General features: G+C 54.4%; 14 protein-coding genes and 1 tRNA gene. 9 read left to right on the plus strand and 6 right to left on the minus strand.

Going from position 1 to position 12,447, the window contains the following annotated elements:
- On the plus strand, positions 1–396 hold a 396-nt coding region (locus Q0721_RS05705), incomplete at its 5' end, for a hypothetical protein (protein ID WP_299026700.1).
- Positions 397–415: 19 nt separating this feature from the next.
- Here the strand turns inward: Q0721_RS05705 and Q0721_RS05710 are convergent.
- Positions 416–643, minus strand: coding sequence for a hypothetical protein (locus tag Q0721_RS05710; RefSeq protein ID WP_299026703.1), 228 nt, complete (start codon positions 641–643; stop codon positions 416–418).
- Between the two features lie 25 nt (positions 644–668).
- A complete protein-coding gene (locus tag Q0721_RS05715) occupies positions 669–1,568 on the minus strand; it encodes a class D sortase (RefSeq protein WP_299026705.1) in 900 nt (299 codons plus the stop codon).
- Between the two features lie 180 nt (positions 1,569–1,748).
- On the opposite strand from Q0721_RS05715, the gene Q0721_RS05720 reads away from it, so the two are divergent.
- The 5 genes from Q0721_RS05720 to ugpC all read left to right on the plus strand — a co-directional run bounded on the left by Q0721_RS05720 (position 1,749) and on the right by ugpC (position 5,711).
- On the plus strand, positions 1,749–2,681 hold the full coding sequence (locus Q0721_RS05720) for a zinc ribbon domain-containing protein (protein ID WP_299026708.1): 933 nt from the start codon (positions 1,749–1,751) through the stop codon (positions 2,679–2,681).
- A 100-nt stretch (positions 2,682–2,781) separates the two neighbouring features.
- A complete protein-coding gene (gene lepB, locus Q0721_RS05725; protein WP_299026711.1) occupies positions 2,782–3,375 on the plus strand; it encodes a signal peptidase I in 594 nt (197 codons plus the stop codon).
- A gap of 18 nt (positions 3,376–3,393) precedes the next feature.
- On the plus strand, positions 3,394–4,146 hold the full coding sequence (gene deoC, locus Q0721_RS05730; protein ID WP_299026714.1) for a deoxyribose-phosphate aldolase: 753 nt from the start codon (positions 3,394–3,396) through the stop codon (positions 4,144–4,146).
- 5 nt (positions 4,147–4,151) lie between these two features.
- Complete coding sequence (locus Q0721_RS05735; RefSeq protein ID WP_299026717.1) at positions 4,152–4,445, plus strand: YgiT-type zinc finger protein; 294 nt, start codon at positions 4,152–4,154, stop codon at positions 4,443–4,445.
- A 153-nt stretch (positions 4,446–4,598) separates the two neighbouring features.
- Positions 4,599–5,711: a sn-glycerol-3-phosphate ABC transporter ATP-binding protein UgpC gene (gene ugpC, locus Q0721_RS05740; protein WP_299026720.1), complete on the plus strand. Its 1,113-nt coding sequence runs from the start codon at positions 4,599–4,601 to the stop codon at positions 5,709–5,711.
- Positions 5,712–5,762: 51 nt separating this feature from the next.
- On the opposite strand, the gene Q0721_RS05745 is transcribed toward ugpC, so the two are convergent.
- Positions 5,763–6,428 carry a TIGR01906 family membrane protein gene (locus Q0721_RS05745; RefSeq protein WP_299026723.1) on the minus strand — a complete coding sequence of 222 codons (666 nt, stop codon included), beginning with the start codon at positions 6,426–6,428 and terminating at the stop codon, positions 5,763–5,765.
- Position 6,429: 1 nt separating this feature from the next.
- On the minus strand, positions 6,430–7,977 hold the full coding sequence (locus Q0721_RS05750; RefSeq protein WP_299026726.1) for a fused MFS/spermidine synthase: 1,548 nt from the start codon (positions 7,975–7,977) through the stop codon (positions 6,430–6,432).
- A gap of 101 nt (positions 7,978–8,078) precedes the next feature.
- On the opposite strand from Q0721_RS05750, the gene Q0721_RS05755 reads away from it, so the two are divergent.
- Positions 8,079–9,707, plus strand: coding sequence for an NAD(P)H-hydrate dehydratase (locus Q0721_RS05755; RefSeq protein WP_299026729.1), 1,629 nt, complete (start codon positions 8,079–8,081; stop codon positions 9,705–9,707).
- A 19-nt stretch (positions 9,708–9,726) separates the two neighbouring features.
- Here the strand turns inward: Q0721_RS05755 and Q0721_RS05760 are convergent, their stop codons facing one another.
- A complete protein-coding gene (locus Q0721_RS05760) occupies positions 9,727–10,086 on the minus strand; it encodes a YtxH domain-containing protein (RefSeq protein WP_299026732.1) in 360 nt (119 codons plus the stop codon).
- A gap of 36 nt (positions 10,087–10,122) precedes the next feature.
- Entirely contained in the window at positions 10,123–10,551 is a 429-nt protein-coding gene (locus tag Q0721_RS05765) for a hypothetical protein (protein WP_299026735.1), read from the minus strand.
- 137 nt (positions 10,552–10,688) lie between these two features.
- On the opposite strand from Q0721_RS05765, the gene Q0721_RS05770 reads away from it, so the two are divergent.
- Positions 10,689–10,763 (plus strand) — tRNA-Val (locus Q0721_RS05770).
- A 140-nt stretch (positions 10,764–10,903) separates the two neighbouring features.
- A partial coding sequence (locus Q0721_RS05775; RefSeq protein ID WP_299026738.1) for a hypothetical protein occupies positions 10,904–12,447 on the plus strand: 1,544 nt, incomplete at its 3' end.

Raw genomic sequence — 12,447 nt, forward strand, 5'->3', positions numbered from 1 at the left:
TTAGCGTGGGAGTACGTCAATGCGCTGGAGGCGTATGCGCAGGCGGGCGAGGTAGCGAAGGTGGGGGAGGGGTTAGCCAAGTTGGAAGGGGTTGCGCAGCGGCATAGGGAAGTGGTAGAGATCCAGGAAGCGTTAGCGCAGGGGTACGTCAATGCTTTGATAGCATTTCATATTGCAGGGAATTTAGAGAAGACCGATGCCTTGCTTCGAAAGTTATCGGATCTTCTTCGGCGTTTCTCCTCTGACCCCCTCTTTAAGCCATTGATCAGGTGGCTCGATCGATACGGGCTCCTATTTATTTTTTTGTGGGCATGGAAGGGGCGAAGCTCCCGGGTTGGGTGGAGGCACCTAATGAATTTGGGTTCGAAAAAGCGCCAGCAACGCGCTCATCCTTGACCTTCAAGCATCGGCGCTTTTATCGCAAAATGAACGCAAGAATGATCAGAATCACAAAAAAGGTGCCGGCCAGTGTCCCGATGCGCTTGAGGTCTTTGATCACATAGGAGTAATCGGGGTTGAATTCAGTGCTGCTTGTGCCTCCACGAGCCGCGGGGCTGGGGCGAGTCTCGGTGGGGCGTGCAGGGGCGGGAGATGGCACGGGGGTTCTGGTAGATGAAACGCGGCGTTTTTGTTTCTTGCTCATTGTCTTCTCCTGATAAGGATGAACTTTATTCTTGCAACCGCGCGGTTACCACGATGCGCTGGTTGTCTATCATATAAGGATAACATGAAATGAGGGTAACAATAGGTTCCTGGGTGGGGGCCATGACCTCTACCCGCGTTGGCTCGACGATTTGAGTTTGCTGCACAATGTAGACATACGCCCGCTGGTTACTGTAGAGGATGACCTGATCGCCGGGCTTGAGTTTATCCAGGTCGCGGAAGATTTCGCCAAAGATGTCGTTGTGGGCGGAGAGGACGATGTTGCCGCGCTGGCCGGGGTTAGGCGTGCCCAGGCGCTGGCCAACCCCCTTTTTCAACTGTTCCCAGCCATCCCCCTGCACCACGGGGGCATCCACGTGAATGGCCGGAATCTGAATGCGGATGGCCTGTTCCAGGCTTGGGGTGGGTGTGGGGAAGTCGGGCAAGGCCAGCATGACTGGGCGCAGGTGCTCAGGGATTTCGGCTTCGTTGGGGCGCGGCCCGCCAGGGGCATTGGGAGGGGTGTGGCCACCAGGTAAAACGATGGCCGTGATGGCTGGGGTGGGGGTGGCGGTAGGTTGGTTAATCAGCGAGACCACCTCACGGTTGAGGTCGCGAATGAGGGTGAAGCCGTTCAACAACACAAAGGCCAACCCAAGCACGGCCACTATCTCGATGGTTAGCAACAAACGATCCAGCCAGGAACGCCGGGGGGATTTTCCCACCGATCTGCGTTCTTCATCTGCCAAGGGACGGCTGGGCAGGTCTTCCAGGGGTACCGCCATGGGCTGGTCCTCGATAAGCATCAAACGGCCACTGCGTCGGTAATGCGCGAGACGTCGCTGACGCCGGGCCCGTTGCTTTTCAATCAAAAGCAAGCGTAATTCTTCGACGGAAAGATCTTCGGCTGAACGTCGGCGTGCCATTTGACCTGGCTCCCTGGGACAAGCCCTAACTTGGCTTTGATTATACCGTATTCCTGGGGCTACCTGATTCTTTCCAGATCTTCTGAGCATAATTGAGGTGCAAAGAGGATGCCAGGCGGGATGGTGCGCGGCAATCGTGGTAAGATTTGGACATACAGTTACCCAATTCGGAGGACTGGCATGCTCAAGCGTTTAGGAGTGATGTTTATCCTGGTGATCGTTGGACTCTGGCTCGGGATGGGGCATGTGATGGCTCAGGCGGGAGTGGCTTTGGAGTCCCTGGAGATTGATTTGTGGCCCGAGTACGACCGCCCAGAGATGCTGGTCATTTATCGGATGTCTTTGGCGAATACGGTGAAGTTACCGGCCCAGGTGGAATTGCGCATTCCTGCCGCGGCCGGGGCTCCTTATAACGTAGCCTATGAAGATACCGATGGAATGCTATACAACCTAAGTTATACGACCCGGGTAGAAGGAGGATGGTTGAGGGTAACTTTTACCACGCCGGCGCCCGTCCTCCAGGTAGAATACTATGACCCAGGCCTCAAGAAGGAAGGGACCAAACGCACCTATGAATACCTCTGGCCGGGCGATTATGCGGTAAAAGACCTCAGCATTGTGGTACAGCAACCCCTTACGGCCACGGCCTGGAGTCTCACACCGGGCACGGCAAGCCCTGTCAAGGGCAATGATGGGCTGGTGTACTACCATTACCCCGTAGGAGAACTTCGGGCGGGCACTTCGTTTGTGTTGCGTCTGCAGTATGAAAAACCCGATGATCGCTTGAGTGCCCCCATGCAATCTGTGCAGCCGATTGCCCCCATTGAATCGGCAGCTTCGGACTTGGGGCGTTCCTGGTACACCCTGCCGTGGGTTATGGTCATAAGCGTCGGATTCGTTTTGATCCTGGCGGGTTCAATATGGTGGTGGACGCTAACTCGGCAGCGGCCAGGCATGGCAGCCAGGCGCTCACGGCATGCCTCGCGCACCACCCCCTCGCGTCCCAGGGAGCTTACTCCCTCGCAGGCGTTGTATTGCCCCTCATGCGGGCGTCGAGTGCAAGCGGGGGATCGTTTCTGCCGCACCTGTGGAACACGGTTGCAGCAGGGGTAAAAGTATTGGCGGTACCATCGCTTTTCTGGCCCTTGCCGTGAGGGAAGGGGTGGCATATAATCCGAAGGAGCTTACAGGTAAGCTCAGGTGAAGGACATCCATGGTAGAGAAACCCTCCTCAGAAACAATGACCCAGCCCACTTTACCGCGGCGCGATTCGGTGGGTTGGTTACAAATGTTCTCCGAAGCGCTCCAGGTGATCGTCCTGGCGCTATTGTTATATTTTGTGATTGATACCTTTATCGCCCGGGTGCGGGTCGAGAATATCAGTATGCAGCCCACGCTAAAGCCAGGTGAATTTGTGATTGTCAATAAAGTGGCTTACCGTACCGGCCAAGTACGGCGCGGTGACGTGATTGTGTTCCGTTATCCTATGAATCCACGTGAGGACTATATTAAGCGCGTCATTGGTTTGCCGGGAGACCATATTGAGATTAAGGACGGGAAGGTTTTTGTCAATGGCCAGGCCCTTGAAGAGCCTTACGTTGCAGCCTCTCCTAGTTACAACGGGGTGTGGGATGTCCCGCCGGGCCAGTTGTTTGTGTTGGGTGACAATCGGAATCAGTCCTCCGATTCGCACTCGTGGGGGTTCGTGCCCATAGAGAACGTCGTTGGCAAAGCCCTCCTCGTGTATTGGCCACCCAGCGAGATCAAATTGTTGACCCCCTCATCAATTGTCAACGCAGCCAGGTAGCTATGTGTGGAGTTCCCAATGGAATTTTCGCTGAATGATCTTGTGACTCAGGCGCGCCACTTTGCTCAGGAGCCGCCCCCATTTGAGCTACCCGCCGGGCTGACAGAACAGCCGATCACGGCGCTCATTGATCACACCCTCCTAAAACCCGAAGCCACTCCGACTCAGATTGATCAACTGTGTGCAGAGGCGCGCCGTTATGGATTTGCTGCGGTGTGTGTGAACCCGGTTTATGTCCCCCGTGCGGTGCGTGCCTTGGCCGGCTCAGGTGTGCGCGTGGCTACGGTGACAGGATTCCCCTTAGGCGCCAATGGTCGGCGCGCCAAACTGGCAGAGACCCAAATTGTGATTGAAGAGGGCGCAGTTGAAGTGGATACCGTCATCGCCGTGGGCTTGCTCAAGGGAGGGGAATATGCCGCGGTTTATGATGAACTCAGTGCTCTGAGTGAGCTTTGCCACCGCTCCAATGTAATCCTCAAGGTGATTATTGAAACCGCGCTCCTAGAACGCGGGGAGAAAGTTCTGGCCTGTCTGTTGGCCAAGGCGGCCAGGGCGGACTTTGTGAAGACCTCTACCGGATTTAGCACTGGCGGAGCGACGCCGGAAGATGTAGAATTAATGCGAAGAGTGGTTGGACCGCACATGGGTGTCAAGGCGGCAGGCGGCATCCGTACATTGGCAGATGCTCAAGCCATGGTGCGGGCGGGTGCCAATCGGCTTGGCACTAGTGCGGGGGTCAAGATTGCTGAGGCGTTAATGGTTGGAAAATGAGGAAGATGTACGCTTCTCCTTCCTTCCCTGTTCGGCCTTGCCCAGAGTGTCAGGCGGGACAATTGCATCGCCAGTACCTGGCCTATTACACCTGGTTGGGGAATGATTTGATCACCGTACCGGATTTTCCGGCCTGGGTGTGCGATTTGTGCGGGCATCGTGAATACGATGCGAATGCGCTCAATCGCCTTTCGCTGATCCTGAGCCCAACGGCGGGTAGTGCACCCAAACGGCGGCGTCGGGTGCGCCCACAGGTGCGCCAACGGGCCAAGAATCCGCGTCCTAGCCAGCCCGAATAGGTGAGTGTGACGTAAGCATCTCAGTGGTTGGTCCCTTGTGGGCCAACCACTGTGTTTTTGGCTTACAAAAAGGTGGATTAAGATATTTACATCTTATGCCCATGTTCGGCTATAATAAAATCACGATACTCTTTCCGGAAGGAGGAAGAATTCATGGCGAGCGTTACTTTTGAGCATGTCACCAAGCGCTTTGGTGACTTTGTGGCGGTCAACGACCTCAATTTGCATATCGAAGACCGCGAGTTTCTGGTCCTGGTTGGCCCTTCGGGTTGTGGAAAAACGACCACCCTGCGCTGTCTGGCCGGCCTGGAGGATGTGACTGAGGGCATCATTAAGATTGGCGATACTGTGGTCAATGATGTACCACCTAAGGATCGTGACATCGCTATGGTGTTCCAGTCCTACGCGCTTTATCCTCATATGACTGTTTTTGATAATATGGCGTTTGGTCTCAAATTGCGCAAAGTGCCCAAGGAAGAGATCAAGCGTCGTGTCGAGGAAGCAGCGCAAATCCTTGGTATCGAGAACTTGCTGAAACGCAAACCCCGTGAACTCTCGGGTGGGCAACGCCAGCGTGTAGCAGTTGGACGGGCGATTGTGCGTGAACCTAAGGTCTTTCTGTTTGATGAGCCCCTTTCCAACCTGGATGCCAAGCTACGCGTACAGACGCGGGCGGAATTGAGCAAGTTGCATCAACGGTTGCAGACCACGTTTGTCTACGTGACTCACGATCAGGTCGAAGCCATGACAATGGCCACTCGCATCGCGGTCATGAACAAAGGGGTGCTGCAGCAACTGGATACCCCGCAAAACTTATATGATCGGCCTGCTAATCTGTTTGTGGCTGGTTTCATTGGATCGCCGTCCATGAACTTCTTCCCCGCTCACATCCGGAAAGACGGCAATGATCTTTATGTGGATGTGGATACCTTCAAGGTAAAAATCCCGGAGCAGCGCGCAAAGCCCTATTATCCCTACGCTGGGCGTGAGGTTGTCTTTGGGATTCGGCCTGAAGATATCCACAACCCGCAATTTGCGCCGCCGGGTATCCATGCCGAACCGGTTGAGGCACGGGTGGATGTGATCGAATTGATGGGAAATGAGATTTTCCTCTACCTAGTCAATGGACGGCACAATTTTGTTGCCCGAGTTGATCCACGCACACGCTTCAGCATGGGCGACCAGGTGCAAGTGGTCTTCAACATGGATAACTTCCACATTTTTGACCCGGCAGTTGATCGCGAGAATCCGGTCGCTGTGCGCTAAAAGGTGAGTTGGTGAGTGGGCGCAGGGCAAGCGCTCTGCGCCCACTTTTTCTTAATATCTCTGTGCCAATCTCTGGCCGCCCAATGCAGCCACAAGGGCCATACCAATGGTCAGCAGTCCCATGGCGGTAAAAGCATCCTGCCAGAAGCGCAGAGGGAAGAGGCGGATAAGGGTATCGGAATAATAGAATAGCCAGGTATCACCCTCGAAAAAGAGATGGTGAAATGCGGTGAACAGCCAGTTGAAACTGATTGCGACCCCTAAAAGGATGAGCAGGACAAAACCCGTTGTGAGCCATCCCCCCCTTGAGATGGCGAGCCAAAATGCCCGGTTTTGTCGGGTGCGCCATGCCCAAAGGCCGAGCAGCAGGTAAAGGAGTAGCAATCCTATCCAGACACGGATCATCAACTGCACTAGGTTCTTAACATCTACCATGTGGCGCAGTTCACGGGGGTTGTAGAGCGGCTGCCCGTTGGATAGGGTTTGCGAGGAAAGAAATGAGATATCGGCCTGATTGAGCAAGTAGGTGAGCGAATAGTTGGCCCAATAAAGGCGCTCTTCTGGAGTGAACCCGAAAGGATCAGGGGGAAACCCAGGCAGGCGGTAGGCCACTTGAAGATAAAGGGGGGTAAGCAGCACGCGAATGGACGTGGTTATTAGCAGAAGAGGAAGCAGAACGGTCAGCAGACCAAACAACCAGCGCGATGTCCCTTTCATATTAGGGCCCTCCTGGGTTAAAGAGAAGATAGTCGAGCACCATGGTGTTGGTAATTTGTTCAACCGGGGCAAGATCATCCGTAAAGATGGGGCCATCCGTGGGAGTGGGTTGCAGGTTAGCCAGCGCTAGTTCCATCGTTTTCAGTAGCAGTGGGGGTGTTTGGGGATTCTGGCGCAGGAACTCATAATTGGCCCACAAGTTTGCTGCATCCGTAGGCTGTCGGGTCGCATAGAGCAAACTGTTGAAGGTTCCCGGCAGATCTACCACGTGAACGGAGGGAAAAACACGCTGCATAGTGCTGCTCAGGCGTTCGAGCAGGCGTCGGTCTTGCGGGCCCCGTCCTACGTTGACCACTGCCACGCCCTCTGGGGTCAGATGATCGTAAACAATCTGGAAAAATTCTACCGTAGTCATGTGCCAGGGGATATAGGGAGGGCGATAGGCGTCCAGGCTGATGATCTGGTAATGATGCGGGCTGGTGGCCAATCCCCAGCGGCCATCCTGAATAATGACGTTCAGGTTAGACTCGTTCATCCCGAAATACTGACGGGCCACTTCGACAATGCGCGGATCAATCTCAAAACCGTCTATTTGGGCGTGAGGATAAACCTCAGTGGCTTGTAGCGCGGTGGTACCTGCAGCCAAGCCCACTATTGCGATCCGAGTAACTACATTGGTTGTGACGGGCGGTGGGTTGAAAAAGGGAGCAATGAGAACCTGCTCCCAGGGACCACCAAAGAAACGTTGGGTGGGGTGGTAGATCGAATGGATACCCTGTCCTTCATTCAAGCGGAGCAACCGGAATTCTCCTTCTTGAAGAACCTGAATGTAGTTATACGCCGATTCCGTTTCGTAGATCAATCCGCGGGTGGTTTTGTCGCTGCCCTGGAGGCCTAGCCAAAGCACCAGGAGCGGTACCGCTGGAGTCCAGGCGTAAATCAGGACGCGTCGCCAACCGCTGGTAATGCCCAGCCCGACCAGACCAGTGATAAGCAGGATAGCACTACAGACCAGGAACGTGCGATAGGTGCCGAATGTGGGGATCCACCATAAGGGGGGGAGAAATGTGCCCAAGAAGGCGCCCAGGGTTGAGATCGCATAGATGGTTCCGGATATGCTCCCGGCTTGGCGAGAGTCATGCAGCGCCAAGCGAATGGCAAAGGGGGAGGCTGTACCCAATAATGTGACCGGAATACTAAAAAGAACCATAACCCCCGCGAACGAGCCCAAAAGCACGCCCAACTCCAGCACATCAAAGGCATCTGCTGCCAGCCGTAGCACCGGACGGGCAATCAGTGGAATCATGGCAATGGCGAGGGCACTCCAGATTAAGATCTGGTAGAAAGTGATAAATTTTGGGGATCGGTCGGCCCAGACACCGCCCAGGAAGTAGCCGGCTGTGAGGTAAATAAGGATCAGGCCAATGATACTGGCCCAGACGAGGTTGCTGGTGCCAAAATAATTGCCCAGGAGTCGTGAAGCGCTCATCTCCAGGGCCAGCGTGGTCAGGCCTGCAAAGAACACGGTCACATACAAAAGTCTGCGCATGGTAGAGATTATAACCGTTTCAGGGTTTGGAAGAGGTTGTCTGAAGCGTTTGGGGATAAAATTGAAAAACAAAGCAAGACTACTTGACTAGCGAGGTAACCATGGAGGCAGTTCGTGTGGTCAGTGTGGCCGAAATGCGGGCCATCGAGCAGGAGGCTAATGCACGTGGGGTGACCTATGCGCTGATGATGCAGCGCGCTGGCGAGGGGGTGGCCAAGGTGATTCAACGCCGTTACCAGGAGGAGGGCCCCAGAGTAGCCTTGGGGTTGGTGGGCTCGGGGAATAACGGTGGGGATACCCTAGTGGCCCTAACCCATTTGGCACAATGGGGGTGGCGCGTCGGGGCTTATCTGGTTCGTCCGCGTCCCATCGAAGATCCTTTAGTGGGCGAATTGGAAGCAGTGGGTGGTGTCATCTTGCAATTAGCGGAGGACCCGGCTTGGGAGAAGCTGCACCAATGGTTGGATCAGGCTCATGTTTTGCTTGATGGAATCTTTGGTACGGGGGTAAAACTGCCGCTACGCGGGGAGGTGGCGGAGTTACTGGGAGGGCTAAAAGATCGTCGTTCACTACCGCCTGTAGTAGCGGTGGATTGCCCTTCGGGTGTTGACTGTGATACCGGGGAGGTTGATGAAGTCACCCTTCCGGCTGAGGTTACCGTTTGCATGGAGGCCGTCAAGATTGGACTGTTGCGTTTTCCGGCTTTCGAATACGTAGGAGAATTGGAAATTGTTCCCTTGGGCTTGCCGCAGGACCTGCAGGCCTGGCAAGGCACGAACCTGTTCGTGGCTGAGGCAGGTTATTGCCGCTCACGCCTACCAGCGCGCCCTCGCCAGGCCCACAAGGGCACCTTCGGCACGGCGATGGTTGTTGCCGGATCAGTCAATTACACAGGTGCGGTGTGGTTATCGGCAAAAGCCGCGTATCGCATTGGGGCCGGGCTGGTGCGGGTGGCACTGCCGGGAAGCCTGCATCCGGCCCTGGCCGGGCACTTACCTGAAGCCACGTGGGTGCTTTTGCCCAGCGAATTAGGGGTCATTGACCGTGATGCTGCTGAGGTCGTGTTGGAGTCATTGGAGCGTGTCACAGCGCTACTCCTTGGTCCCGGTTGGGGAACCGAGGCCACCACTGCGGAATTCTTAGCCCGGTTGTTAGGACGGAGCGAGGAACATCTCAAGCGACATCCATTGGGTTTTGTGATGCCAGAGAAGGAAGTCAATGCTGGAAAGCCTACTTTACCTCCCTGCGTAGTGGATGCAGATGGCTTGCGGTTGCTGGCCCAACTTCCGGAATGGTGGTCGGCCTTACCGCCCTTGAGCGTTCTGACCCCTCATCCCGGGGAGATGAGCGTGCTAACTGGTTTATCAGTCGCAGAGATACAGGCCAATCGTCTGGAGATAGCCAGGCGTTTTTCGGCTCAGTGGGGACATGTGGTTGTGCTCAAAGGTGCGCTTACTGTGGTTGCTGCACCTGATGGCCAGGCCTTTATCATTCCAGTAGCCAATGCGGCACTGGCGCGTGCTGGCAGCGGGGATGTCTTGGCGGGGTTAGTTGTGGGATTGCTTGCGCAACGGGTACCACCTTTGGATGCGGCTGTACTGGGTGCCTGGGTTCACGGACAAGCCGGTTTGTTGGCGGCTCGTCAGCTGGGCCATGCGGCCAGTGTTCTGGCGGGGGACATCTTAGAGCAAGTCCCAGAGGTGCTCAGACTCATGTCAGGTAGAGTCTGAGCACCTTCGAAGCAGAAGATTAAGCGCTTTCGCTTCCTGATGCGGGGGCTTCGTTTTCAGTTGGCGCCCCTGCGAGGTGAGCCTTTTGCTCTTCTAGTAGCTTTTGACCGCGCTGTTGAAGTTCTTGAGCGGTTTCCTTAGCCTTAGCCAATAGGGCTTCTGCCCGGCGAATAGCTTCCTGAGCAGCCGCCTCGGCCTGGCTATAGGCTTCGCCCATTGATTCGGTGGTCTTATCGCGCAACTCAATGGCTTTCTCTTTGATCTGGGTACGGGTTTCCTCGCCGGACTGAGGTGCCAAGAGCAGGGCTGCAATGGCACCGCTCAATCCACCAATCACAAAGCCGATTAGGAATGCCCCAAATTCGCTTCGTTCTGACATGGTTACCTCCTTTGGTAAAAGACTGAAGTGTTTATCCTAACGTCCAAGCCGTAAAAGGTCAAGGATTTTCTTCAAACCCGCAAGGTACTCGTTGAGTTTAATCACTGGCTCAACCAGGTTATTCGAAAGGAAAATTGTGGTCCCGCGCAAGTTGTTGACGGTTTCCTGGGTCGCTTCCAAGATAGGCTTAACTTCATTTTGAAGTAAGTTGATCAACACGGCCAGCTGGACAATCAAGATAACAAGCGCCACCCCCAACAGCAGTGACTCAAGTGCTAGCACAATGATGAAAATATCGCGTACGCGCGCTGTTGTCTCGGCAGGGGCGATTGCCAGGAGAACAATTCCGCCAACAATAAGAATGAGCAGGATAACGACTCCAATGATCAGCCCCGTTAGACGTTTGCGCTCACGCGCCGAGGCTTCGGGCCTTTGTAGAGAGGAAGGGGGTATTTGCTGGGTCATAAATTCATTATAGCATATCCTTTTCTCCATTACCCGAATCACTTGCTTCAGTTGTATTCAAGTGGATTAGGGATCTAAGGACTTCTTGGCGAAACGCTTGTCAAACCTAAGAGGTTTTGCTATAATCACACACGGACGGGCGCGTAGCTCAGTTGGTTAGAGCGCACGGTTCACATCCGTGAGGTTCGGGGGTTCGAGACCCTCCGCGCCCACTGTAGACCTCATGGCCGAGGGCATAGCGAAGCAGCCATGAGGTTTTGTGTTATTATTTATGGTACAGATGCTTTTATCCGCTTTTGCTCTGTAATTTAGTGCGGGCACTTTATACGCTGAATTTTCATTAAGGCTCGCTATGGATGCTCCGGTTCCCATCCTGCCAACCAAGGTTTTTGTCCCGCGCCGCCGTAATGATCTGCTGACCCGGCCCCGCCTGATTGACGCCCTCCATGAGTTGTTGGATTATAAGTTGATCATCATTGCCGCGCCCGCAGGGTATGGCAAAACCTCGCTGGTGGTGGATTTTGCTCATCACACCGAGTGGCCATTTTGCTGGTATGCACTGGATGCGCTGGATCGCGAGCCAGTTCGCTTTCTCAGCCATCTCATTGCTTCAATAACCATGCAATTTCCCTTGTTCGGTAAGCGCTCACGGGCTGTGCTGCAGAGCATGGCGCAGGGAGAATTGAACCTGGATACCATGGTAGGCGCAGTCATCCAGGATATGTTTGAAGCCATCAATGAGCATTTTGTTATTGTCCTGGATGATTACCACCTGGTTGAAGAAAGTGAACCCATTGCTTATTTCATCAACCGTTTGGTTCAGGATAGTGATGAAAATTGCCATATTATCCTCACCTCACGCACCCTGATTGCCCTGCCTGATCTGCCGCTGATGGTGGCGCGTTCCCAGGTTGGGGGGTTGGGAGCCGAGGATCTAGCCTTCACCCCGCAAGAAGTACAAGCCTTTTTCCAGCAGACTTTGCACCAGTCAATCCCCGAACATCTGGCTTACGAACTGGTTCGCCTTTCGGAGGGCTGGATTACCGGTCTTCTGCTCTCCTCTCAGATTGCGGATATTGGCATTCTGGATCGTCTGCGCCGGGGACGAATTGCTTCGGTAGGTCTTTATGATTATCTGGCCACGCAGGTGCTAGATCGTCAGCCAGCAGAACTGCGAGATTTTTTGCTCCGCTCTTCCTTACTGGAAGAATTCGATGCAGCGGAGTGCCAAGAGGTCATTGGTGAGGCCCTGGGAGTTCAGGCCGATTGGGACGCCTTGATCGGAGCGGTTGTGCGGGCGAACCTCTTCCTGACCCCGGTGGGAGAGGGGCGCATGTGGTATCGTTATCACCACCTCTTTGCAGATTTCCTGCGCCAGCGGCTTTTGGCTGAGCGCCCAGAAGAGGCCGAAAAACTTATTGCTCGTCTGGGGGAGCGCTATCGTCGGCAGCGTGCCTGGGAGCGTATTTACATGCTTTATCACCGGCTGGGTCGGGTGGCTGAGACCGCACCGTTGCTTGAAGAGGTTGGGACGGAATTGCTGGTTGATGGAAAAATTATTATTCTCAGGGAATGGTTAGAGACTTTATCTGAAACATCTCTTCACAAAAACCCCTCTCTTCTATCACTTAAAGGCAGCATATTAGTGATGGAAGGAAATATTCAAGAGGGTTTGATCTGGCTTGAGAGGGCTTTAGATACATTCCATTCGGGCCATGACCGTACCAAAAGAATTGATGCTTTGATTCGACATTCAACAGCGCTTCGTGCTATAGGAAATTACAGCGGTGCTTTGAAAGATGTGGATGAGGCCTTGAACCTTGCGGAGGGGGAGCCGGGCTTACGAAAGTTAGAAGGAATTATTTTGTATAACAAAGGGATGATCCTCTATCATCA

This window comes from uncultured Thermanaerothrix sp., assembly GCF_938028735.1.
GTDB lineage: Bacteria > Chloroflexota > Anaerolineae > Anaerolineales > Anaerolineaceae > Thermanaerothrix.